At 44.1% G+C, this 24,852-nt stretch carries 22 protein-coding genes and 2 pseudogenes; 20 read left to right on the forward strand and 4 right to left on the reverse strand.

The genetic code is table 11. The annotated features are described in order from the left end of the window. Nucleotides 1–18 precede the first annotated feature (18 nt). Both MKX59_RS05595 and MKX59_RS05600 read left to right on the forward strand, forming a co-directional pair. Complete coding sequence (locus MKX59_RS05595; protein ID WP_023988785.1) at nucleotides 19–492, forward strand: PTS sugar transporter subunit IIA; 474 nt, start codon at nucleotides 19–21, stop codon at nucleotides 490–492. Nucleotides 493–529: 37 nt separating this feature from the next. Continuing rightward, nucleotides 530–826 carry a DUF6250 domain-containing protein gene (locus tag MKX59_RS05600; RefSeq protein ID WP_053325502.1) on the forward strand — a complete coding sequence of 99 codons (297 nt, stop codon included), beginning with the start codon at nucleotides 530–532 and terminating at the stop codon, nucleotides 824–826. Between the two features lie 149 nt (nucleotides 827–975). On the opposite strand, the gene MKX59_RS05605 is transcribed toward MKX59_RS05600, so the two are convergent. Next, on the reverse strand, nucleotides 976–1,407 hold the full coding sequence (locus MKX59_RS05605; protein ID WP_076264887.1) for a carbohydrate kinase family protein: 432 nt from the start codon (nucleotides 1,405–1,407) through the stop codon (nucleotides 976–978). Beyond that, a complete protein-coding gene (locus tag MKX59_RS05610) occupies nucleotides 1,356–1,547 on the reverse strand; it encodes a hypothetical protein (protein ID WP_053325501.1) in 192 nt (63 codons plus the stop codon). The genes MKX59_RS05605 and MKX59_RS05610 overlap by 52 nt, the downstream gene beginning before the upstream one ends. Here MKX59_RS05610 and MKX59_RS05615 point away from each other — a divergent pair. Next, a pseudogene (locus MKX59_RS05615) lies at nucleotides 1,534–1,839 on the forward strand (hypothetical protein); the annotation flags it as partial. The gene MKX59_RS05610 and the pseudogene MKX59_RS05615 overlap by 14 nt on opposite strands. A 168-nt stretch (nucleotides 1,840–2,007) precedes the next feature. On the opposite strand, the gene MKX59_RS05620 reads toward MKX59_RS05615, so the two are convergent. Continuing rightward, nucleotides 2,008–3,312 (reverse strand): pectate lyase family protein, encoded by a 1,305-nt coding sequence (locus tag MKX59_RS05620; protein WP_071558271.1) that lies wholly within the window; start codon nucleotides 3,310–3,312, stop codon nucleotides 2,008–2,010. Between the two features lie 498 nt (nucleotides 3,313–3,810). Between MKX59_RS05620 and MKX59_RS05625 the strand changes: the two are divergent. From MKX59_RS05625 to yunB, 17 genes and pseudogenes are all read left to right on the forward strand, one after another. Continuing rightward, nucleotides 3,811–3,897, forward strand: a pseudogene (locus tag MKX59_RS05625) (transposase); the annotation flags it as partial. Nucleotides 3,898–4,836: 939 nt separating this feature from the next. After that, nucleotides 4,837–6,276 carry a 6-phospho-beta-glucosidase gene (locus MKX59_RS05630; protein WP_340857764.1) on the forward strand — a complete coding sequence of 480 codons (1,440 nt, stop codon included), beginning with the start codon at nucleotides 4,837–4,839 and terminating at the stop codon, nucleotides 6,274–6,276. A gap of 277 nt (nucleotides 6,277–6,553) precedes the next feature. Further along, nucleotides 6,554–7,384, forward strand: a complete 831-nt coding sequence (gene licT, locus MKX59_RS05635) for a BglG family transcription antiterminator LicT (protein ID WP_023990227.1) — start codon at nucleotides 6,554–6,556, stop codon at nucleotides 7,382–7,384. A gap of 250 nt (nucleotides 7,385–7,634) precedes the next feature. Further along, nucleotides 7,635–9,524: a beta-glucoside-specific PTS transporter subunit IIABC gene (locus tag MKX59_RS05640; RefSeq protein ID WP_340857766.1), complete on the forward strand. Its 1,890-nt coding sequence runs from the start codon at nucleotides 7,635–7,637 to the stop codon at nucleotides 9,522–9,524. A 220-nt stretch (nucleotides 9,525–9,744) separates the two neighbouring features. Continuing rightward, on the forward strand, nucleotides 9,745–11,235 hold the full coding sequence (locus MKX59_RS05645; protein WP_340857767.1) for an alanine/glycine:cation symporter family protein: 1,491 nt from the start codon (nucleotides 9,745–9,747) through the stop codon (nucleotides 11,233–11,235). 185 nt (nucleotides 11,236–11,420) lie between these two features. Further along, a complete protein-coding gene (locus MKX59_RS05650) occupies nucleotides 11,421–12,026 on the forward strand; it encodes a bifunctional transcriptional activator/DNA repair enzyme AdaA (RefSeq protein WP_076264892.1) in 606 nt (201 codons plus the stop codon). Beyond that, nucleotides 12,007–12,549, forward strand: coding sequence for a methylated-DNA--[protein]-cysteine S-methyltransferase (locus MKX59_RS05655; RefSeq protein WP_028541407.1), 543 nt, complete (start codon nucleotides 12,007–12,009; stop codon nucleotides 12,547–12,549). Before MKX59_RS05650 ends, MKX59_RS05655 begins: the two co-directional genes overlap by 20 nt. Beyond that, entirely contained in the window at nucleotides 12,539–13,354 is an 816-nt protein-coding gene (locus MKX59_RS05660) for an SPL family radical SAM protein (protein ID WP_264454549.1), read from the forward strand. The genes MKX59_RS05655 and MKX59_RS05660 overlap by 11 nt, the downstream gene beginning before the upstream one ends. 62 nt (nucleotides 13,355–13,416) lie before the next feature. Next, a complete protein-coding gene (locus MKX59_RS05665; RefSeq protein ID WP_023990221.1) occupies nucleotides 13,417–14,034 on the forward strand; it encodes a DNA-3-methyladenine glycosylase family protein in 618 nt (205 codons plus the stop codon). A 19-nt stretch (nucleotides 14,035–14,053) separates the two neighbouring features. Then, nucleotides 14,054–14,743 carry a DNA alkylation repair protein gene (locus tag MKX59_RS05670; protein WP_023990220.1) on the forward strand — a complete coding sequence of 230 codons (690 nt, stop codon included), beginning with the start codon at nucleotides 14,054–14,056 and terminating at the stop codon, nucleotides 14,741–14,743. 70 nt (nucleotides 14,744–14,813) lie between these two features. Next, the gene (locus MKX59_RS05675) at nucleotides 14,814–16,409 is read left to right on the forward strand and encodes a response regulator transcription factor (RefSeq protein ID WP_264454550.1); all 1,596 of its coding nucleotides are present in this window, start codon (nucleotides 14,814–14,816) and stop codon (nucleotides 16,407–16,409) included. A 23-nt stretch (nucleotides 16,410–16,432) separates the two neighbouring features. Beyond that, nucleotides 16,433–18,289, forward strand: coding sequence for a sensor histidine kinase (locus MKX59_RS05680; RefSeq protein ID WP_264454551.1), 1,857 nt, complete (start codon nucleotides 16,433–16,435; stop codon nucleotides 18,287–18,289). Nucleotides 18,290–18,388: 99 nt separating this feature from the next. Then, entirely contained in the window at nucleotides 18,389–19,753 is a 1,365-nt protein-coding gene (locus MKX59_RS05685) for an ABC transporter substrate-binding protein (protein WP_028541412.1), read from the forward strand. A gap of 32 nt (nucleotides 19,754–19,785) precedes the next feature. Then, nucleotides 19,786–20,688: a carbohydrate ABC transporter permease gene (locus tag MKX59_RS05690; protein ID WP_023990216.1), complete on the forward strand. Its 903-nt coding sequence runs from the start codon at nucleotides 19,786–19,788 to the stop codon at nucleotides 20,686–20,688. Between the two features lie 2 nt (nucleotides 20,689–20,690). Then, complete coding sequence (locus MKX59_RS05695; protein WP_028541414.1) at nucleotides 20,691–21,527, forward strand: carbohydrate ABC transporter permease; 837 nt, start codon at nucleotides 20,691–20,693, stop codon at nucleotides 21,525–21,527. Nucleotides 21,528–21,610: 83 nt separating this feature from the next. Continuing rightward, nucleotides 21,611–22,543, forward strand: a complete 933-nt coding sequence (locus MKX59_RS05700) for an aldo/keto reductase (protein ID WP_023990214.1) — start codon at nucleotides 21,611–21,613, stop codon at nucleotides 22,541–22,543. A gap of 126 nt (nucleotides 22,544–22,669) precedes the next feature. Further along, the gene (gene yunB / locus MKX59_RS05705; protein WP_023990213.1) at nucleotides 22,670–23,479 is read left to right on the forward strand and encodes a sporulation protein YunB; all 810 of its coding nucleotides are present in this window, start codon (nucleotides 22,670–22,672) and stop codon (nucleotides 23,477–23,479) included. Nucleotides 23,480–23,525: 46 nt separating this feature from the next. On the opposite strand, the gene MKX59_RS05710 is transcribed toward yunB, so the two are convergent. Continuing rightward, nucleotides 23,526–24,632 carry a M23 family metallopeptidase gene (locus tag MKX59_RS05710; RefSeq protein ID WP_023990212.1) on the reverse strand — a complete coding sequence of 369 codons (1,107 nt, stop codon included), beginning with the start codon at nucleotides 24,630–24,632 and terminating at the stop codon, nucleotides 23,526–23,528. Nucleotides 24,633–24,852 lie beyond the last annotated feature (220 nt).

Raw genomic sequence — 24,852 nt, forward strand, 5'->3', positions numbered from 1 at the left:
TAAAAGGGAGTAATTATTATGAGCGCAAAAACGATAAATGGACTCGTATTTGATCAGGATTTAATTCAACTGCACGCACGTTACGATTCGAGGGAAGAGCTTATCAAAAGCTTTGGAAAAAAGATAGAAGAGAAAAATTATGCCAAAAAAGGATATACAGAATCTTTGCTTCAACGTGAAATCGAATATCCGACCGGAATCAACATGGGGACAATTGGTATAGCAATTCCACATACAAATAAAGAATTCGTTAACGAAACTGCTATTGCCGTTGCAGTTTTAGATAATAGCATAGAGTTCGAGGATATGGGGGGATCTGATGTAACTGTCAACGCAGAAATTGTGATGGTACTTGTAGTAAAAAATCCTAAGATGCACATCTCATTTTTAAAGAACTTAACAAGTTTGTTTCAAGAAGAAAAATTCGTTAAACGTTTTCAAAATGCAACTAATCCTGCCGAAATCGAGGAAATACTCTTGAAGTTGCTTTAATAGAGACACATAAAATAATGTTGTAAAATTAATTAAATTGGTTGATGGGACCGGATATGAAATTGCGACATATAACAATGATGGAAAACTGGATTTACAGCCAAATACAGATTATCATCTCAAAGTAGAAGCGCAAGGCAATATCACTAAGGTTTATTTGAACAATAAATTAGTTATCGACACAAAAGATCAAACTTATAAAGAAGGATACTTTGGTCTCAATGTATATATATTCTTACCTTCAGTCAGTCATTTTCATCGACCTATCAATTATAAGGACGCGATGCTCTCGCTTCATTTTATTAATCGAGAGCAACAGGGATGCGCATCATAAATAATAAGTTTGAATTTTCACCAAGCTTTCCGTCATTCATTGGAAGGTGCCCTGATCAGTAGCATCTTTCCAATGAATGACGGACCTCTACATAAAAAGGTGTCCAGCGACCTTAGAGATAGTGGGACACCTTTTGCTGTTTTTACGCTTCATTCCTTGATCCAACCTTGCGCTACGAAACGATTAACTTCTTCCAACGACGGCAAGGCAGCAATCGCTCCAACTTTAGTACACACGATGGCGCCGACTTGATTGGCAAGTGTCACAAATTCCTGCTGCTGCTTCGCGTTGGAGGTAAATGCCTTAGGCTGACTCAGCTGGCTGATTTGATACAGCATTGCTCCGACGAAGGCATCTCCGGCACCAGTAGAGTCGATCGATTTGACAGCAATACTGCCGATTAACGAACGGGAGGCACCACTTGAGATGAGGGTTCCTTCTTTCCCCAAGGTAACTGCCACCGTCTTGGCTCCCAACCCATGCAAAAAATCCAATGAAGCATCGCGGTCAGCTAGCCCTGTAATGATGTTTAATTCCTCTTCTGGATATTGTGATAAATTCCTCCAGCCTGCCGGGTCCATTTTCTATCAATGTCCTGCAGAGACAGCTGACGGTCAGCTCCGCGATTGAACACGAAATCCCGTTCGCCGTTAGCGGTAAGGGAAACAAAGGCCAGTGTAGTCGGAGTTGCCGGATCAAAAAGGAGCATGGACGTATCCACATGGTGCTCATCCAGAAAGGCTGAAACAAAAAAAGGTGGGATCTCAAACAGTTATTATAGGGAGACATACAGGCCTCAATTTCATTATTCTCCTGAGAAAAATTGGATGAACGATCCTAACGGCTTGGTTTACCATGAGGGAGAGTACCACCTGTTCTACCAGCATACGCCCCATGATACGCGGCCTGACTTTGGTCGCATGTATTGGGGAGAACTCCCACCGACAATTCTGCCTGGAGAGGACGGAGCGAGCTTCTCGGGAAGTGCGGTGGTGGATAAGAACAGTACAAGCTGACTTTTCAACGAAGAAGGATCAGGCTTGATTGCAATTTATACGAATGAGGGCAATCGAAAAACGTTTGAGCAGATCTTTTCATTGGACATCAGATACCTATAATCTTAGGAGGTACCCAAGTCAAAATGCTGGACTGTACTAGATCTTGTTAAAGAGCATTAAAGACTACTCCAACTCAATTGAAAATTGATACAACCATTCGTCAATGCTGTGGTCAGGTACATTTAAAGCACGGTAGGTCGCTGGAACATCCGGGTATCCCCCTACATCTTCCTGACTATCAATTATCTTTCCTCGACCAGTCAGAAAATCGGAGATAATTCGTTGATCTGTTGCATCCCGGTCCTGCGGCCTTGCTCCTGCATGCTCAGTGACCTCCTTTACTACTTCTGAGGCAGCTAGTGCTTCAAGTCCTTCAACCCAAACAGGTGGATTGTCAAGTTCCTTGATTCCGCCAAAAGTCAGCGGGACTGACTTGCCATTACGGTCATAAGCAAGATTATCTTTGAGATAAGCCCAGCCGCTTTTACTGTTCGTTCCGACAATTCCTAACCCTTTAATCGTATCTACTCCATGCCGCATGTAATTCCCGACGATACTGACTCTAGGGCCTTCCGGTTTGATCCCCGTATCCGTCCATTCATTCTCCACGAATCCGAGTCGAATTGCCCATTTTCCTGGATTATAAATGACATTGTTAACAATTACGCCCGTCGAGAATGCTTTGAACCACGGATTACGTTCCATGTTATGGGCATAAAGGTTTCCGATGACTGCCACGTCCTGGACGTAATCATGAACGAGCGTGCCCATGGAATGGGGGCCCTTCTCATGAACGGAATTATACAGGCCTTCGGCGATAATACTATTACTGAGTGTTACACGGTGGGTAGTCGCCTTGGTTCCGCTGGTACGAGGACCTGAGAAGGACATGTTCTCATCCACTCCCCAAGAAAAGGAGCAATGGTCAATGACAATGTTATAAGCGGAGGCTCCGTAAGTGGATACATCTGGTTCAAAGCCTGCGCCTTGAGTGCTGTCACCGTTGCCCATCCGAAACCGGACGTGCTGCATCAACACATCATGCGTTCTGATCTGCATACCTCCCTGGATGAATGTAATGCCAGGGGAGGGAGCCGTTTGACCTGCGATGGTCACGTAGGGTTCTCTTAGCTCAAGACGCTCCTTTTCTAGATTTATGACACCGCCGACTTCAAATACAATAATCCGCGGTCCCTTGGTTTCTAATGCCGCACGAAATGAGCCTTGCCCGTCATTGTTCAGGTTGGTCACTTTGATTATTTTTCCGCCCCGGCCTGCTGAAGTGTCAGTCCCGTATCCCACGGCTCCCGGGAACACTGGTTGTGCTCCGGCTTCACCCGCTGTTACAGCCCCCATCATCCATATCCACAACAACAACATACATAAGCCTACCTTCCATCCTTGTTGCAAACAGCTTCGTACATCCATTTAGGATATTCCTCCTTTTTTATTATACTAATGATATTATATATATATCCTAATATAACTTTTTTTGAGATTCGTTCCAACTATTTTAGCGCAAAAAGATTATAAACCAGCCACTAATGTCGATTTTGTGTTTTCTATAAAACTAAAAATACCTATCAACTTAATGCTGCTGGTAGGGTATTTACTATCCCAAGCGCTTGGGATTACTCCGTAGTAACGGACGATTGGGTAGCCGTAACTGGAGTTTGCCCCTTAGAATCAACCGCAGATCGGATCTAGAAAAATATGAAGATCATATTACAGAAAGTGCATAAATAAAGGGACTGCTCTCAGAGTGGAAAAACTTATACTCATAAGGAGCCGCGATAATCGCAGTTTTTTGATTTAGCGTTATAAATCTTGTCCAGACCCATGCACAGGGACATAAGTTAAAAACCAATCTATATGCCACTGGGTTACAACTCCTCCTGAAGGAACATCTACGCCTGCACCGGGTCTTTCTTACCCCCCTATAGTCCCAATCTGAATCCAGTCGAGGGGCTATGGCTGTGGCTTAAATCCAATGTGGCGAATAACGTGTTTTTTTAGAGGTTTTATAAGATTAAGCTTCATGTCGGCCAGTATTAGGGTATGTAGCCTTTCTTGTAATAGTTTAATTGTGGTATATAATATAAATAGTTTACTTATGGGAGTAGATAATATATTTGCTCTTAACATAAACAATTAGAATTTTAAATATTTTGAAAGATATTCTTTAAAAAGCTATTTTATTTGAGCAACCAAATAGAAAGGTATTTGACTATGATATTCATTAACAAAAAAACTATTGATAAGCTAACTGAATCGCATAGAGAACCTAACATGCTTATCTGCTATTCAACTCCTCAAAGCCTTTCGGCTTGGACAAGTCGAGCTATATTACTCCTAAATAATGATAGGATTATCATCCTTTTCCTCAATCTATTTTCATCTAAAGTAGTAGAAAAAGTTGAATTTGAAGTAGCTGATTTACAAGAACAAAAATATCATTCTATATATCTGTCTTCTGCAATCTGGTCATTTAACATTAAAGGACAGCATTGGAGGTTCAAGATAATCAAAAAAATTATTCCTCTTGGCTCTATGCAAAGGGATTTTCTAAATTTCTTGCAACAAAATATCTTAAATTAGCGACTCTCCGAAAACATGTGCCCTTCCAGACAAAGACGAACAGCCAGGTATCTTTCGTAAAGTCGTTTATCTGGGGTTTCTTTCATGGTTCTACTCATTACCCAATAGGCGATTGACGTAATGCTGTTGGTTTGTTAATTGCGTGTTATTATATCAAATGAATTTGACAGGTTCCCAAATCTTTGTTAGAGTTTCAATCAAATACGTATAACCTTTTCATGGGATGTTACCGATAGGGCATAACCTGAATTGGCTTGTTTACACTGCAAGTGTATACAGGCTGGTTTGGGTTTTTTTATATCCATCACCACCCTCTAGGAACCCCTTTATCACACATTTGGAAGGAGAACGTTTATGTCCAGTTATATTTTTCCTAAAGACTTTTTATGGGGCGGTGCTCTTGCTGCCAATCAGGCCGAGGGCGCTTATTTGGAAGACGGTAAAGGATTGAGTCTGGTGGATCTGTTGCCTACCGGAGAGAAGAGAAGAAGCATAATGAAAGGGAATGTTCCCTCGCTGACTCCACTTGAAAGCGAATTCTATCCTTCCCACGAAGCCATTGATTTCTATCACCACTATCGCGAGGATATCGCGCTATTTGCAGAAATGGGATTTAAGGCGCTACGTGTTTCCATTGCCTGGGCTCGTATTTTTCCAACAGGAGAAGACGCTACTCCAAATGAAGCAGGTTTGCAATTCTACGATGACTTGTTCGACGAGTTGCATAAACATGGCATTCAGCCAGTCGTTACCCTCGCTCATTTTGACGTGCCAGTGGATCTAGTCGAGAAATATGGAAGCTGGCGGAGCCGGAAGCTGGTAAGCCTGTTTGAAACCTATGCTAAAACAGTATTCACCCGCTACAAGGATAAAGTGAAATACTGGATGACATTCAACGAGATTAACATGCTTCTCCATTTGCCGTTTCTCGGCGCCGGTCTTGTTTTTCAAGAAGGTGAAAACGTTAAACAGATTCAGTATCAGGCTGCACATCATCAGCTTGTGGCAAGCGCGCTGGCTGTAAAAGCGTGCCACGAGATTATCCCGGATGCCAAGATTGGTTGTATGCTTGCTGCCGGCAGCTTCTATCCGTATACGTGTAATCCCGAAGATGTGTATCAGGGCATGGAAAAAGACCGCGAGTCCTACTTCTTCATTGATGTACAGTCACGCGGCGAATATCCTGGTTATGCGAAGCGCTTCTTCAAGGATCATGGATTAAACATTGAGATGGAATCAGGCGACGCAGCCATTCTGAAAGATCATACCGTTGACTATATCGGATTCAGCTACTATTCGAGCCGGACGACCAGCACAGACCCGGAAATCGTCAAGAACATGACCAGTGGTAATGTATTTGGCTCCGTGGCCAATCCATATCTGGACAAGTCCGAATGGGGCTGGACGATCGATCCAAAAGGATTCCGCATCACAGCCAACCAATTGCATGACCGTTACCAAAAGCCCCTGTTCGTAGTGGAAAACGGTTTTGGTGCCAATGATGTGGTTTCGCCTGAAGGAGAAGTTAACGACGATTACCGGATCGACTATCTCAAGCGGCATATTGCCGAAATGGGTGAGGCTCTTCAAGACGGAGTTGAAATTATCGGTTACACAAGTTGGGGACCTATTGACATTGTCAGTGCTTCCTCAGGAGAGATGAAAAAACGCTACGGTTATATTTATGTGGACCGCGACAACGAAGGAAGCGGTTCGTTGAAACGTATTAAAAAGAAAAGCTTCCACTGGTACAAAAACGTAATTCATTCCGACGGCGAAAATCTGGGCGATTAATCGTACCACAAGAAAATAGGATCGGACGTCCCGGGCCCACGGGGATTTCCGATCTTCGTTTCTTCATTGAAAGCGTTGACAATCGTTCCTCTTCGGGCTATACTTGACGCAATTCCATCATTTTTAGGATTGTTACTGCGTAGCAGGCAAAACCTAAGCCACAAATAAGAAGATGTTACAGTCTTGTTTATTTGGCGTGCTTCGGTTTTTTTTCTGTTTACAATAAAGAGGATGGAGCAAGTGTGGCTCTTGCTGGCATATGGAACGGGGGATCGAGATGAACATAGCAAAGGTCATCAACAACAATGTAATCAGCGTCTACCAGACGGACGGTACCGAACTCGTGGTAATGGGTCGGGGGATTGCTTTTAAGAAAAAGCCTGGAGACAAAGTAGACGAAACCAGAATTCAGAAGGTATTTGCCCTGAAAAACAAGCAGACGTCCGATAACTTTAAAATGTTGTTGCGTGAGGTACCGCTTGATTTGATCGTGATTGTGGAGGAAGTCATTAATGATGCCAAGCATAATCTGAACAGAAAGCTGAACGAAAATATTTATGTTTCGCTGACCGATCATATCAATTTCGCTGTTGAAAGATACCGGGAAGGATTGGAAATCAAAAACGCGTTATTGTGGGAAGTCAAGCAGCTGTATAAAGAAGAATTCGCAATTGGTCTGAAAACGTTGGAGCAAATCAAACAAAGGCTCGGTATTGAACTGCCTGTGGACGAAGCAGCTTATATTGCGATTCACATCGTGAATGCTGAAATGAACGAGGAAGTCATTACGACCATGAGTATCACGAAGTTTATCCAGCAAATTATCAATATTGCAAAATATCACTTTAAGGTCGATTTTGACGAGGACTCTCTGAGCTATTTCCGCTTTATTACGCATCTGAAATTTTTCGCTCAGCGCGTATTTAAGGGAAATCACTACGAAAATAACTATGATCATTTGTATGACATGATTAAGGAAAAGCACAAGGAAGCAGCTGCTTGCACAGAGAAAATTGGTGCTTTTGTGCAAAAAGAATACAACCACGAATTGACTAATGAAGAAAAGCTATATCTGACCGTGCATATTGAACGGGTGGTGAATAGATAAGTCGAACTTTTTCGACGAAAAAGGATCAAAAATATATGATTAAAAGTTTTTGTTGACAAATATGGTAGATTAATTATATTATGATAGTAACAGGAATTTAATAAGTTTTAACTGGGATTGTTACTGGTTATGCAGGCAAAACCTAAGTCATGAAAAATTGCGGGAATAAAGTGCCCACCATTTTTCAAGGCTTAGGTTTTTTGTGTGCCTAAATATGTAAAAAGCCCCTTAGAACATGGAGGTGTCCATCATGAGTAATGAAAAACTGGCTAAGGAAATTGTACACCTGGTAGGTGGCGAAAAAAATGTAATATCACTCGTTCACTGCGCCACTCGCCTGCGTTTTGTGCTAAAAGATGAGGCAAAAGCAGACAAGGGAAAGCTGGAAAAAACCGATGGAATTATCACGGTAAAGCAAAGCGGTGGTCAGTTCCAGGTTGTAGTCGGCAACAAAGTACCAGAGGTATATAATGCAATCGGCAAAGTATCCAATATTTTGAATGAAACTGGAAAAGAAGATCATTCAGCTAAAGGCAACAAAGGATTTGGCGCCGTAATCGACGTAATTTCCAGCATTTTTGCACCGTTGCTCGGAGTTATGGCGGGGTCCGGTATTCTGAAAGGTCTGCTGCTGATTGCGAGCAACCTCGGCTGGTTGCTACCGAAAGACACTACCTATATGATTTTGTATGCTGCGGCCGACAGCTTGTTTTATTTCCTCCCGCTCTTGTTAGCGGTTACAACAGCACGGAAATTCGGTGGTAATATCTTCGTTGCCCTGACTATTGCCGGAGGGTTGCTTTACCCGACCATTGTCACGCTAAAAACGGAAGGTACACCTACGGACTTTTTCGGTATTCCTATTGTTATGATGAGTTATTCATCTACCGTTATTCCGATCATTTTAGCCGTCATCGTCATGAGTAAGCTGGAAAAATGGTGCAATCGAGTGATCCATGAGAGCGTCAAAAACTTTATTACACCTTTGATTCTACTCGTAATTATGCTACCTCTAACCCTGATCGTGTTTGGTCCAGTCGGGGTATATGTGGGCAACGCGATCGCTACTGCACTCGTTGCTGCATTTAGCTTTAGTCCGTTGCTGGCTGGAGCAATCCTTGGTGCTTGCTGGCAGTTGCTCGTTATTTTCGGTGTTCACTGGGGGCTTATACCTGTATTTATTAATAACATTGCTGTCAACGGCCGGGATGGCATTAAGCCCGCTGCTTCGGCTTCCGTCTTTGCTCAAACCGGCGCAGCGTTCGGTGTTATGCTGAAAACGAAAAATAAAAAGCTGAAAACGCTGGCGGGTTCCGCTACACTTACCGCTTTATTCGGCATCACGGAGCCAGCAGTTTATGGGGTTACGTTGCCACTGAAACGTCCGTTTATTGCAGGTATTATCGGCGGCGCCGCCGGTGGTGCCATTATCGGTCAAGCGGGAACGCAAGCATTTGCCTCTGGCGCACCTGGGTTGCTGACCTTGCCGATCTTTTACGGCCCTGGTGGACAAGGATTCCCGGGATTGATTTTAGGGATTACCGTTTCATTCCTGGTGTCGGCCATCTTGACTTATATTTTAGGTTTTGAAGATCCAGTTGAAGAAGAGGAAACTACTAACAATTCGGCTAAAGAATCGACCTCTACAGTTGTTGTTTCTAATGAAGAGGTACTCAGCCCAATTGAAGGAACTGTGGTCGCTTTGTCGGAGGTTCCCGATCCTGCATTTGCTTCGGAAGCTATGGGCAAAGGGATCGCCATCCAACCGACAACGGGCAGAGTCGTGGCCCCGTTCGATGGAACCATCACCGTGGCGTTCAAGAAAAAACATGCGCTTGCAGTTGTTTCGCATCATGGCGCAGAAGTTTTGATTCATGTTGGAGTAGATACAGTCAAGCTGGACGGTAAATATTTTACTTCCCATATCAAAGAAGGCGACGAGGTAAAAGCTGGGGATCTACTGCTTGAGTTTGATGTTGAGCAAATCAGGGCAGAGGGTTATCCTACGATTACGCCAGTTATCATTACGAATTCTTCCGAATATACTGAAGTCCTTCCAATCGCTCAAGGAGAGGTAACGGAGCAGGCCCCACTGTTGAAACTGTCTAGTGCTCTGAATGAGAAAGAAAGCATTGCCTAAATGTCTTAAGGACAAGGCTCTGATGATCCATATTCTCGGATCATCAGAGCTTTTTTGTCGTCATTTTATGTAGCTGGTAAGCCCACTTGTAATTGACAATATGTCAATTAAATTAACTTGTACGGGGGTAAAAACTAATCTATAATTTTTTGTAATTATGCAAATTTTCTGAAAACATAGACTGGAAAATCAATTGATTGATCAGGGGGAAATACAAGGAATGTTAGAGCAGTGGGCAGAGGCAGTAAACGGCGTCATTTGGAGCAATCCTGTGGTATATGTCTGTTTGGGTGTGGGGCTATTATTTTCGATCATGACTCGCTTCCTACAAATCAGGCATTTCAAAGAGATGATCCGCCTAGTATTTAAAGGGAAAAGTTCCGAGGCAGGTGTATCCTCCTTTCAGGCCTTTACGATGGCGCTATCGGGGCGTGTAGGGACGGGAAATATTGCTGGGATTGCATTGGCAGTCGGTATGGGTGGACCCGGGGCGATATTTTGGATGTGGGTCATGGCTTTTATCGGATCGGCTACTGCGTTTGTTGAATCCACACTGGCTCAGGTATATAAGGTAAAGCGCGATGGTCAGTACCGAGGCGGCCCGGCCTTTTATATTGAAAAAGGGACAGGCTTTAAATGGTTTGCCGTCATTTTTGCGGTTGCTGCGTTGGTAGCGATGTGTTTACTGATGCCGGGAACTCAATCGAACTCTATTGCCGTAGCTTTTCATAGCTCGTTTGCCATGGATATGAAGGTTTCCGGGATAGTAGTAGTCGTGTTGCTGGCGCTTATCATTTTTGGAGGTGTAAAAAGGATTGCCAATGTGGCTCAGGTTGTCATACCGTTTATGGCACTTGGCTACATCCTTGTCTCTTTTTATATTATGATGACGAATATTACTGCGCTTCCCGATGTATTTTCGCTGATTTTTCGCAGTGCCTTTGGCGTGGATTCTGTGTTCGGCGGTATGGCAGGGACGGCGATTGCCTGGGGCGTAAAACGGGGCATTTACTCCAACGAAGCCGGACAAGGCTCAGGTGCGCATCCGGCAGCAGCCGCGGAAGTGTCTCATCCCGCAAAACAGGGGCTAGTTCAGGCATTTTCCGTGTATGTGGATACCTTTTTAGTCTGTACGTCTACGGCTTTTATGGTCTTATTCACAGGTATGTACAACGTGAAGGGACCTGGTGGCGATTTTATTGTGCAGCATCTCCCGGGTGTTGAAGAGGGAACCCAATATACACAAGCTGCTATTGAATCGGTATTTCCGGGTTTTGGGTCGAGTCTGCTGTCCATTACCTTGTTCTTTTTCGCTTTTACGACCATTATCGCCTATTATTACATCGCAGAAACGAATATGGCCTACCTGGTTGCCGACCGTAAAGCCAAATGGCCCATGTTCGTTCTAAAGCTGGTTATCCTGGGTTCGACGTTCTATGGAACGGTCGTCAAGGAATCGGCGTTGGCGTGGACACTGGGGGATATGGGGGTCGGTATTATGCTTTGGGTGAATCTGATTGCTATGATTCTGTTAGCCAAGCCTGCTCTTCTTGTGCTTAAGGATTACGAACAGCAGCAGAGGCAAGGGCTGGACCCGGTGTTTGACCCGGAGAAGGCAGGTATTTCAAATGCCGAGTATTGGTCAAAGGAATATCAGCCTCCTTCAGATGAGTTGACGATTACCGCCAAACCGAGCAAGCTGCAAGCCTAAATAAGATAGATAAGTAAGATCAAAGGTGGCTCCGCGGGGAGTCATCTTTTTTTCGTTATCTTGCCTTTACATTCCAAGAGGGGTACATATGTTCACTATTTAGTCTATAATTTAGACAGACGGATTTAGAAAAATTCTGCCATAGATATGTGGGGAGGCCACATTGCACAAGAGAGGTGATTTGAATGAGCACATCCGATTTATCCATAACTGACGACAAGTGGAGAGCTATTGTAGAAAACGACAAGTCATATGATGGGGTATTTTTGTACGCTGTGAAGACAACGGGAATATTTTGTCGCCCCTCCTGCAAATCCAGACCTCCCAAAAGAGAGAACATCCGTATATTTAAAACAGCAGAGCAGGCATTGGCCCAGCATTTTCGTCCATGCAAAAGATGTAAACCGACAGGACAACGATTGCCTGATCATGAATGGGTCGCACTGGTTACAGAATACGTGAATTCTAACTATATGAAGGACTTAACATTGCACATCCTGGCTGAGATAAGTCATGGAAGTCCGTATCATTTACATCGTACCTTCAAGCGGATTATGCATCTAACTCCAATGGAATATATACAGCAGACCAGGTTGGAACAAGCGAAGAAGCTGCTCATTTGCTCAGATATATCTGTTGCGGAAGTGGGGGAGAACGTAGGTCTGTCCAATGCACCTTACTTTATTACGTTATTTAAAAAGAATACAGGCTACACCCCATTGCAATATCGCCAACTCAAATCGAAAGCAACACAAAATGGAGGTACACAGCATGGCACAGCAAATAAATAAAACGATCTATTGGTCATTGTTGACACATGAGGATTGGAATTTATATATTGCAGCTACATCGGAAGGACTATGTTATGTAGGTTCGCCCAATCAACCTGTAGAGGAATTGTTTTCATGGGCGGGAAGGCGATTTCCCGGCAGTCCTTTAGTTGAAGAGGATGCTGCTTTACAGCCCTATGCCAAGGAGCTGATTGAATATCTCCAAGGGGAGCGGACCCAATTTACATTGCCCTTTGACTTTCATGGGACTGCGTTCCAGATGGCGGTTTGGAATGCGTTGTGTGATATTCCGTATGGGGAAACAGTATCCTATTCAGACATTGCCAACGCTATTCAAAAGCCAGCCTCTGTTCGTGCGGTGGGGGCTGCCATCGGTGCTAATCCGATTTTGGTCACCGTCCCTTGTCATCGGGTCATTGGTAAAAATGGAGCTATGACCGGATATCGGGGTGGGTTGGACATGAAGGTGAAGCTTTTGCAGCTCGAAAAGGAAAGTGTGGCATCGGTTCAGTATGAAAAATGAGTATTACAAATCCCCCAAGACTCTTTTGAATAAAGGGACAGGTTTTTTGTCAGGGTATACACACTCGTTGAACCCGTATACAGGTTGTACCTTTGGTTGCTCGTATTGCTATGTACGCCAATTGCCAGTCTCCACATTTCGGAAGGAAGCTTGGGGGACATGGGTTGATATTAAAAAACAGGCGGCAGATATTCTTCGTAAGGAGCTTCGCAGAGCCAAGTCCAAAGGTAAAGTCACGATTTTTATGTCGTCAAGCACAGATCCTTATCAGCCTGCCGAGTACAAGGAAGAGGTGACCCGGTCTCTGCTGGAGGTGATGGTGGAGGATCCACCTGATTTTCTCTTTTTACAGACGCGCAGTCCACTGGTACAGCGGGATACCGATTTACTGCTTCGATTGGGGAATCGTGTTCGTGTGAGTATGACTGTAGAAACAGATCGAGAAGATATACGCAAACATTTTACCCCGGAGGCTCCTCCCATCCAGGCTCGTCTCCAAACGCTGCATCTTTTAAGGGAGGCAGGTGTACCGACGCAAGCTACGATTGCTCCGATGCTTCCAAGCAGTGAACATTTTGCAGATAAGCTGTTGCCTCTGGTCAACCGTGTCTGTATTGATGATTATTTTATGGGAGACGGCAGTGGGGGAAGACGAACGCGTAGCTTAAAAATTGGTGCGTTGTACGAGTCATTGGGGCTGGAAGAATGGTATCATCCTGCTGCCTATAAGGCGGTTTATGAACGTTTTCTCCATGTTTTCCCGAAAGAGCAGCTCTATGTGAGCAAAGAAGGATTCGAACCCTGATGTAAAAGCAGTCCATGCCATTGAATCAAGAGTGAGCATATAAGGGGGCAGCGGGAGAACGAATGCAAACCGTAATGACCAAAAACTTTGATTATGGAGAAAAGGAAATCAATTATCTAAAAAACGTAGACACCGTACTTGGTGCAGCGATGACGCAAATGGGCAAGGTAGAACGGATCATCATTCCCGACCTGTTCGCGGCGCTCGTTCATGCGATTGTGGGACAGCTTATATCGGCCAAGGCGGTTCAGACCATATGGGCAAGGATGCAGGAAAAGTTAGGCGTGATCACTCCACAAAATATAGCCGTTCAGACGGCTTTAGATATTCAAAGCTGTGGCATCACCATGAAAAAGGCCACATGTATCCTAAATATAGCCCAAACGATCGAGCAGGGCCTGTTGGATTTACAGGAATTATATGAGCTTTCCGATGCACAGGTGATCCAGAAATTGTCCTCGCTGCAAGGGATAGGACCTTGGACGGCTGAAATGATGCTGATTAATTGTATGGAGCGTCCAGATGTCGTCAGTTGGGGCGATATGGCTATTCGACGGGGAATGATGAAGTTGTACCATCTAGATACATTGACCAAGCAGCAATTTGAGGAGTACCGCCGAGTTTATTCGCCTTATGGTTCGGTGGCCTCTATTTATTTGTGGAGTATTTCATTTCGTTAAGAATCAGGGAGTGGAAACGATGGAGAAAACAATCAGAGAACAGATACTGTCATATGTGGATGCGGATTTTCAGAAATTTACGGCTGCATTGCTTCCGACGATTAATAATGTGCTGGGTGTACGTCTGCCAGTGCTGCGTAAGCTAGCTCAAAATATTGCCAAAGGAGATTGGCGTCTCTACCTGGAGACCGCTGAAAGTGAACACTTCGAAGAAGTAATGCTGCAAGGTATGGTGATTGGTTCTGTAAAAACAGATATAGAGGAAGTTTTGAGTTATACCGCCAAGTTTGTTCCTAAAATTGATAATTGGTCCGTATGTGACAGCTTTTGTGCCGGATTGAAAATCACGAAACATCATAAAGAACGGGTATGGGAGTTTATTCAGCCCTATCTATTCTCCAAGAAAGAATATGAAATTCGGTTTGGTGTGGTTATGCTTCTAAATTTTTATATTGAGGAACAGTATATGAACCGGGTATTTACTTTACTGGATCAGACCCATCGTGAGGATTATTATGTACAAATGGCAGTAGCATGGGCGATATCGATCTGTTATATCAAGCTGCCCGAGGTAACAATGGCGTATTTAAGTCATAATACATTGGATGATTTTACCTTCAACAAAGCACTGCAAAAAATCACGGAATCATATCGGGTGGATCAGGCAACGAAAACGACTATCCGCGGTATGAAGCGAAAAAGAAAATAGGATCGGCTCCCACCTGTAAGTGTTATACTGAAAAAAAATGCGTGTATGAAAACGAACAGGAGGGGAGTCAGTGAATTCGATCCCGCTGGGAGTACTTGTTGTGGATGATGAAACTAGACAGCGTCGAGGTTTGGCTGCCATGGTCAGGGATCTACGTCCCGAATACGAGGTATGGGAAGCCAAGAACGGGAAAGATGCTCTGACCATTTCGTTATCCAAACCGATCCAAATCGTTTTTACAGATATTCAAATGCCGATCATGAATGGACTTGAATATCTTCAACAATTGAGAACATCTGGTCAGCATGAGACCAAAGTTATTTTAGTGACAGTCTACCAGGAATTTAGCTATGCACAGCAGGCGGTGAGGTACGGGGCGAATGATTATTTGGTGAAACCGGTGCAATCGCAGCAGCTCATTGAAGTGATTCAACATATGGAGAAGATCATTGTAGAGGAGCAGGAAGCACTGATTGGGAATCAAACAGCGTTGAATCAGATCGAGCAGAGTATGCCTGCATTTGTGGAGCATTTGTTTAGCAAATGCGTGACAGACAAATTACAGCCTAATGAGAAAATCCTATTAAAGAGTCACTTTGGATGGCGTGGGGTAGGAGAAGTTCTCGCGTTGGGAGCATCGGCGGCCCACCCGGAGGATATACATATGTGGGATTCTCAGCTCCGTAATACGGTTGTTGAAATATTGCGACCTTGGGCGTCTTCTGTCGTGTTTCCACTCGAATCCCGTAAAGACCATGTGGTTGCAGTAGTGAATTGGAAGGATAGGGCTGAAAGCAAGGAGGCCAAAAGCGCCCTTCAAGCTGGACTGAAAAAGTTGGAGCAACAGCAAGCGATTTCAATCTGGTTTGCTTGGGGTCAGCCTTTTGATTTTGATGAAATGCAAATAAACCAATCTCACGAAAAGGCCGTTGGCCTGATCTCCATGCGTTTTTATACACCTCACATCAGATGTTTGAACCTTGTCGTTTCAGATGATGAGCAGCCAGTACAGGAAATGAGCGCACACGAACAAAGGGCCTTTTTTAAATTCATTGAAAGCTCTATCTCTAATGGAGAGCCCGATCAGCTATTGGGTCAGGTGAAAAATTTCATTGGACAAGTGACACAAGGGTATCCTGCACCTGAAGCGCTTAAAGCTAAATTGGTACACCTTCTGTTGGTTAGTTTACAACGGTTAAATATAGGGTGGAGTGAGGAAGTCTACTCACGTTTCTCGGAACGTTTGAACAAAGCTGTCGAAGGGGCAACCTATCTTCGGAATCTTGAGGATGGTGTTGCAACATGGTTAAAAGAGCTGATTCTTGAGCTTCATAGCGGCTCCAAAGGCGAACCCATTATGAACAAGTGCAAGGAATTTCTAGATGCACATCTACATGAAGACCTAAGTCTGGAGATCGTGGCCCGGCGCTTCCACTATAATGCGTCCTATTTTAGCATTCTGTTCAAAAATTATTTTGGGCTCTCGTTCACGGAATATATGGTGAAGCTCAGAATGCAAAAGGCTCAGCACTTACTGCTGCATACAGACGCCAAGGTCGCAGAAATTAGTAGACAGGTTGGTTATAAAGATATCAAATACTTTTTTAAAGTGTTCAAAAAAAACGTAATGCACACGCCGGAAGAATTTCGTAGGAAATTCAACTGATTGTTAGGTGAAAGGAAGATACGATGCGCCAAGTTAAATATATGTATCAAAAATTTTTGGACAGTAGCTTTCGTACGAAATTGATGCTGTCCTATTTTTTGTTGTCTGGTTTTATCGTTTTGATCCTAGGTTTCGTTTACTTTGAAACGAGCGCACGGAATATTACTACAAATGTAACAGATAGCGTTACAAGCGTTCTGCGTAGTAATAACCAGCTGCTGGATAACAAGCTGACAGCTATTCAAAAAACCGTAGATATGATTCCGATCGACCATGATCTTCTTCAGACCATTATGAACGTGGATACTACGGATTCTTCATCGCTGTTACGAGCTGATCGCAGCATTACAAAAATTTTGTACAGATACTTTGGCAATATGGAGGAAGTGTATGCTTCCCAAATTATGACGCAAAATTATGCATATGGAAGCACTGATCGGATGTATATTCCCGTTCAGCCGTTCTATTCTTCTCCGTTGGCAACAACGGCGGTGGAAGCAGAAGGGGCTACCCAATGGATTCCCGCTTATTCGTATGCCGATACATTCCATCAGCAGGATTTAAAACGAGGCTCCTATGAGTTTAGTTCTTTATTTGCTGTGGTAAAGCAGCTCCATTTGACTGCATTAGATGATGCAGGAACCTTTCATACGCTTCCGGAGGGAAAGGAAAAACCTATACTTATATTGAATTTTCGTCCTGACTTGTTAAAAGGGGGCTTTGAAGACTATGCAGCCCGCAGCGGATTTGCACATCTATCCTATGGCATGATTCATGATAAAAATGGGATGGTCATGAGTTCGAATGGACAGCAACAAGTGGGGGAGCCCGTGGCGGATTGGCTTAAGGATGCCATTACTTCGGAACAAGGGATGAAAATGGTAAACGTTAAAGGTCAAAGCATATTACTGGTTTACGAAGCGATGAAGACGACGGGCTGGGTATCTTATATAGCCATTCCCATGGAAGATGTATTGGGACATCTGTCAACGATTCGCACCTACACGGTGTTTTTTTTAGGTTTTATGATGCTCGTTGCTGTTATTCTTGCATATTTACTGTCTGTTTACATCAGTAAGCCCATCACAGATATGAAACAGGCGATGAAAGTAATGGAGAAGGGACATTTTGATATTCGAATTCCTGTGCGTGGCTATGATGAATTGGGAGACCTGGTGATTCGGTTTAATCAAATGAATGAAAAAATTAAAGATTTAATCGAGGAAAATTACAAGTCACGTCTACGAGCCAAAGAGTCGGAGTTAATGGCACTTAATTTACAGCTGAATCCCCATTTTTTGTATAACACCTTAACGACCATGTATTGGATCGCCTTAGAGCATAAACAGCAGGAACTAGGCCAATTGATCATTAGTCTGGCGGAAATGCTGCAAATTACTACTCGAAATAAAAACGATACATGGAGTTTGGAAACCGATCTGAATTGGCTGGAAAAATACATTTATATTATGCAGAATCGCTTTGAGGACAAGTTCACGGTGGAATATGATATTGATCCCATTTTGCTTCAGGTGGAGGTTCCCAAACTTTTCTTGCAGCCTTTTGTGGAGAATTCAATTATTCACGGCTTCGCCGAAATGGAATCAGGGGGTCTGATTAGGATCACAGCCTGGATCGAGAAGCAATTGGTGTGTTTTAAAGTGGAGGATAATGGATTAGGAATTCAAGAAGATCATATACGCCGAATTCAAGCTGGAGAAATCAGATCAACGGGCATTAAAAATGTAGACAGAAGAGTACGGCTATTATATGGAATGGATTATGGCGTTACGCTCCACTCGCCAGCAGGTAAAGGGACATTCGTCCTGATTCGCATCGGAGAAATTCATAGATCTAATCAAATGACACCAATCCAATGAGAGTACGACTTTTAAAAATGTAAGCGTTTGCTAAAATGAGTTTAGTGACGAAGCAACAAACGAAAAGATAAAAAAATAAACGGTTTGGGGGCGTTACTCTTGTTAAAACGAAAATTATGGATCGTCTGCATGTGCTTGATCGTTGGGCTTATGTCAGCCTGTAGTTCAAATGAGAGCAGCAGCAAACCAGTTGATTTGCAGGGTCACGAGCAAGTGACACTGACCTATGCCAGTTGGGGTAGCACCAATGAAAAGAAGGTTCAGCAGGAAATCGCTAAAAAATTTACAGAGAAATATCCGTGGATCAAAATTAACTATATGCATATCCCCGGGGATTACGTAACCAAATTAACGACGATGTTTGCCGCCAATCAGGCACCCGATGTATTTCCCATTTATAAAGCACAGGCTCTGCAATGGGCTGAACAAGGCAAACTATATAATTTAAATGAATTTTTGAAGGAGGATAAGGAGCTAACGAAGGAAAGTCTTATTCCTAATTCAGTCATCTATTGGGATAAGGACAAAGTGGCTGGGATCAAGGTAACTGAGGAAGCTTTCGCGCTTTATTACAATAAAGATTTGTTTGATGAGGCTGGTGTTGCTTTGCCGCCAGTAAAGGCTGAGGAGGCTTGGACATGGGAGCAGTTTTTAGAGACAGCACAAAAGCTGACCATTGATAAAGCGGGAAATAATGCGCTCAGTCCCAATTTCGATGCAAGTAACATTAAACAGTATGGAGTTCGGTTTGATACATGGATGTGGCATTTGCTTGTGCCTTCCAATAACGCAAGTGTCATTTCAGACAAAGGGGACTCGCTTAATCTTGAGAGCCCTGATGTGATTGAAGCTGTTCAGAAAATGGCTGATCTGATCAACGTTTATCATGTGGCACCGTCGCCAACGCAGTCCAAAAATATACCTTCCCCGGCCGTAGCACTACAAAGTAAGCGTGTAGCGATGGATTTGGATGGACAGTGGGTTCAATTGGATCTTGGAGAATCGAAGGTGAATTTTGGTGTAGGCGTGTTACCCAAGCTGAAGAGCAGCAAAACGATCCTGTTTGGCGAACCGGAAGTGATTTCTGCCAAAACCAAACATCCTAAAGAAGCATGGATGTTTTATAAATTCTTGCTGGATGCTGAAAGCGGACTTGACATGCATTCCAGCGGATTGTGGATGCCTGTCATGAAAAAGTGGTACACCGAACCAGACTTGATTAGCAAATGGGCTGATGTCAAACCAGGTCATGCCGATGGTTACCGTGATGCTGTCATGAACCAAACGTTGCATAACGGTGTCAATTCTTACGACTATTATCTGAAAAACTCGGAAAAAATCAATGCTATCATTAACCCGGCGCTGGATCAGGTATGGCTGGGCAAGAAAACGGTGGAGCAAGCATTCAAGGAGGTTTCCGTAAAGGCTAACGCGGAATTTAAAGGGACGTATCCAAAAGAATAGGGTGAGTGTTTTGACAGAAAGAGAGGGATAGAATGCAATCATTATCTTCTATTCGTAAGAAGGAAAATTGGTTGGGGTGGCTTTTTGCCGCCCCTGCTATTCTCGGCTTTGTCATTTTTGTTCTGGGACCGATGATCGCTAGTCTCTGGTTCAGTCTTACCGATTACAAGGTTGCTTCACAGGCCCATTTTATCGGTCTGGATAATTACGTCCACTTATTTGACGGTACGGATCAATTTTTTTATAAATCACTCGGGGTTACGTTTTATTATGTGTTTCTGAGTGTGCCCTTGCAAATTATTGTAGCTTTCTTTTTGGCAATATTACTTAATCAAAAGGTAAAAGGTCTGGCTTTTTTCAGAACTGTTTTCTATCTCCCTACCATTGTGCCACTCATAGCATCGTCTATGATCTGGATGTGGCTGTTTGATCCGGATCTTGGTTTGCTAAATGTGGTATTGCGTGCGCTGCATTTGCCTGAAAGTCAGTGGATATATAGCGAAGGGTCAGTAGTTCCTACTCTGGTTTTAATGAGTTTGTGGACCGTTGGAGGAACCATGATTATTTTTCTGGCAGGCTTGCAAGATATCCCTAGACATTATTATGAAGCCATTGAAATTGACGGTGGAAACGCTCTTCATAAGCTTATGTATATTACAATTCCATTGACATCGCCCACTATTTTTTTTAATACGATTATGGGCTTCATCGGTGGGTTTCAAGTGTTTGTTCAACCTTACGTCATGACTCAGGGTGGACCCAATAACTCCAGCTTGTTTTATACCTTTTATTTGTTCCGCGAGGCATTTACTTTTTCGAATATGGGTTATGCCTGTGCTATTGCTTGGGTGCTCTTTATTGTCGTTTTGGTATTCACTGCCTTTCTGTTCAAGACGGCCCGAAAATGGGTGTATTACGAAGGCGGGGGGGCATGAACATGAAAAAACGCGGTTGGAGTTGGAGCAGGGTTTTGCTCTACGCAGTTCTCATAGTGGGCTCACTGTTTTGTATGTTTCCTTTTTACTGGCTAGTGCGAAGCTCTATGATGGATTTAAGTCAGATTTTTTTGATCCCGCCGAAATGGATTCCAGAGCCTTTTGTATTCGAGAATTTTTTACAGCCGTTTGAAGAGTTATCCTTTGGGCGCTATTTTGTGAATACATTTATCGTCGTTGCGGGTACTTTGGCGGGTGTACTTCTGTCGAGTACCATTTCTGCCTATAGCTTTGCGCGAATGAGATGGAAGGGAAGAGATAAGGTATTTGCCTTGTTATTAAGCAGCATGATGCTGCCGTTTGCAGTCACGCTGATTCCGTCATTTATTGGTTGGCAGGCATTAGGCATGGTTAATTCGTACGTTCCATTGGTATTACCTTCGTTTTTTGGTGGAGGCGTTTTTAATATTTTTTTGCTAAGACAATTCTACATGACGCTACCGCGAGAACTGGATGAAGCTGTATTTGTGGATGGAGGCAATCATTTTACGATTTTCACCCGTATTATTTTGCCTTTGTCGAGGTCGGCGATTTTGGTCATTGGATTGTTTACGTTTTTGAATACATGGAATGATTTTATGGGGCCGCTGGTTTACCTTAATGATGAGAGCAAATTTACGTTGGCGATTGGGCTGCAGCAATTTCAGGGAATATATTCGGCTCAATGGGGCGTTTTGATGGCCGCATCTTTAATTGTAGTCTTGCCTGCTATTATTCTGTTTGCCATAGGACAGAAGTATTTTATGGAAGGGATTGCCTTGACGGGGATTAAAGGATGAGAACAACTGCCAGGTACGCACTTTGATTTTTTTGGAATTTAATATTAAAATGGAAGTAACTTTCGAAAAGGAGATGACGTGAATTGGCAGAGCAAGTGCGTATTGGCAAAACAGATCTATATGTAAAACCAATTGGTTTGGGTGCAAATAAGGTGGGAGGACATAATCTCTTTTCCGGTTTGAATGATGAAACGGGTAAAGAAGTCGTTCGCACAGCTTTGGACAACGGCATCAATTTTCTGGATACGGCTTTTATTTATGGACCTGAGCACTCGGAACGGTTGATTGGTGAGGTATTGAAAGAGCGTGGTCAGCGTGATAAAGCTGTTATTGCCACGAAGGGTGCACACAAATTTGTGAACGGAGAGGTCGTTTTTGACAACTCGCCTGCTTTTTTACGTGAATCCGTTGAATCCAGCCTGAAAAGATTGCAGACCGATTATATCGATCTGTTTTATATCCATTTCCCGGACGAAGCAACGCCGAAGGCAGAAGCAGTTGGAGAATTGAAGAAGCTTAAGGACGAAGGCAAAATCAAGGCTATTGGCGTATCTAACTTTTCCATTGAACAACTTAAGGATGCGAATAGCGACGGTTATGTAGATGTGCTCCAATCCCAATATAATTTGTTTCAACGGGAAGCTGAGAAGGATCTGCTGCCTTATACCAAGGAAAATGGCATTTCGTTTGTGCCTTATTTCCCGCTAGCCTCAGGATTGCTGGGTGGTAAGTATACGAAAGACATGACCTTCACGGACATCAGAGCAAAAAATCCACTGTTTCAGGGAGATGCATTTGCTCGTAATTTGGACAAAGTGGAGCAGGTAAGGGAGATTGCCAATGCGTTGAATGCAGAGGTTGCTCATGTTGTGCTCGCATGGTATTTGACCCGCGATTCGATTGATGCCCTCATTCCAGGGGCGAAGGGGCCGGAGCAGGTGCTGGCGAATTTGAAGACGCTAAATGTCCAATTGAGTCAGGCTGATATCGAAAAGATTGACCACATTTTCAAATAATAAGTGCACCTGAAATTTGCAATTGTATATGTATTCCATCTAGAGAAGCTGCCGGACGGGCGGCTTCTTTTTCGTCCCTCCGTTGCATATCCTTGTAGGGTAAGTCCAACGCTGCGGGGGGATCGGATGATGAGAAGACCGCAATGGCACAGCGCGCCCAACAGAAGGCGACGCGGTAGACGTAGAGTATTTTTGATTGTGGTACTGGCGCTGCTGGTGGGAATCATACAGGTGGCTGCTTATGTGGAGCAGCATTTGAAGCCGCCTATGATGCACCTGGCAAAAGTACGGGTCAAACAAATGGCGACGGAGGCTATTAATTCAGCAATTACAGCACAGGTAGAGCAGGGGAAGACGGCTGATAATTTGATCGAATGGAGAACGGATGCACAAGGAAGAACCTCCGGCTTTGTTCTGAATTATGCAGAGCATATGAGAATTACGTCAGACACGCTCAAAGCAGTCAAGGCAACGATGGACAGCATGAGCCATTTTGATGAGAGTGTTCCGATTGGTCAGGCATTGGGCAGTCCACTGTTGGCAGCTTATGGACCAACGGTCCCCCTAAAGGTGGAGCCGCATGGAGCAATCAAGGTGGATTTAAATACCCGTCAACAGGATGCGGGCATAAACATGATCTTGGTGGAAGTGTACATTCGGATTACGACGGAAGTGTCCGTGGTTATACCGTTTGAGATGCAACCTCAGATTGTGGAGACGGAAATTCCGGTTTCTTATTTATTAGTGGTAGGCAACGTTCCGATGTACTACTATGACAATCAGGGGAAACCAGTGGGTAAAAATGGTGCAGCCGCTCCGCAGTTGGCGTTGCCTCCCCATTCCATAGAGAGTAGCGGCGCTGTAGATCCCAGCACAGTAAGTGTTCCAGAGGTACAGGAAGACCAAAACACCTCTAGCCAGTCCCCAACGCCATAGAGCGGAGGGGAGTGACGTGAGTTGCTCAGGAAAAACAAAAGGGACCCTATGAGGAGGTCCCTTTTGTTTTTCCTGTTTTGAGCGCTTTGCGTTCGGTCTGCTCCCACTGTCTTAATAACGGATACGGGTCAAAGGACCAATCTGCCCAACCATTGTCCCGATATATACCATAGTGCAGATGCGGTGGAAACTTACCTTGAGTACCGGGTTTTCCATAGCCCGAGCTTCCGACCCAGCCAACCGTCTGACCGGGTGTAACGATGTCTCCGTTGTGGACGGTTTTGTCAAAGCCGGAAAGATGCGCATAGTAGTGATAGCGGTTGTTGAGATCTCGGATTCCGATTCGCCATCCGCCGAAGGGATTCCAGCCCTTCATTTCAACTACACCGTAGCAGGTACTGCGAACTGGAACTCCATAGCCAGCAAACAGATCAGTTCCTTCATGTATACGGTAACCGCCCCAGCTGCGACGGCTTCCCCATGTGCTGCGGTAGCTATAAATGCTGCCTAAAGGAAGAGGGAAGGCTTGACTGACCAGATCCAGCTTGCCATACGTCCGATACAGCTTGGCAAACTGCTGAACTCTTTGAACTGCGCGGCTGTTATGGTAATATTCCCAAACGGCAATACCAAATTCATCCTCGTTGTTTCCATACTTTCCGAGATAAGATGCGATGCTGAATAGCAGATCCTTGTCATTATTACGGTCAGCGATTCCATCACCCGAACCGTCTTGTCCCAGCCCGGAAAATAGTTCAATGGAACGCGGATTTTGATCCTCCGAATCAGGGTTCATCAGGCCGGACCAGACTGGTCCCGTGATGAAAATACCTATGATCCGTTCCGCATGCTTGCGATCCCTGGGATGGGCCACTGTAAGTGTGCGTTCATACTGGTCGATGGCGGCCAGCCTGTACCAAGGAACTCCAGTCAGGGCTTCGATGGAATGATATAGAGCCAGCCTGGACGTATACGACGAAGACTGAGCATGTGAAGCATCTACATTTGCGGTCAGGCTGCTTCTGGCGGACGAGGACTGTAAGTGATTGGCAAAGGCATGGGCAGGAAGCGGACAGGCCGTTGTCAGTGTAGTAGCGCATAACAGCAGCGATAACAAACGAACAGCTCGGGCTGTCCGCGTAGGGTAAGGCACGTGAACCGACCTCCTATAGAAGGGCTTAATCGCCCGGTAAATTCTAGGCCCCGTATTCAATAGCGTGAATAGGGTGCTTTTGTTTAGATTGAGCCATATCCGCCGCTTTTATCCATGTAAAGAGTTTACTTTTTCCGGCATCAATGTCATATCAAAAAGGGAACAATGAATGGAGGTTTTTCCATGGCTTTCATGTTATAATGTATGGCAATGACAGCTT

The organism is Paenibacillus sp. FSL R7-0340 (assembly GCF_038002205.1).
In the GTDB taxonomy this organism is placed as follows: domain Bacteria; phylum Bacillota; class Bacilli; order Paenibacillales; family Paenibacillaceae; genus Paenibacillus; species Paenibacillus polymyxa_B.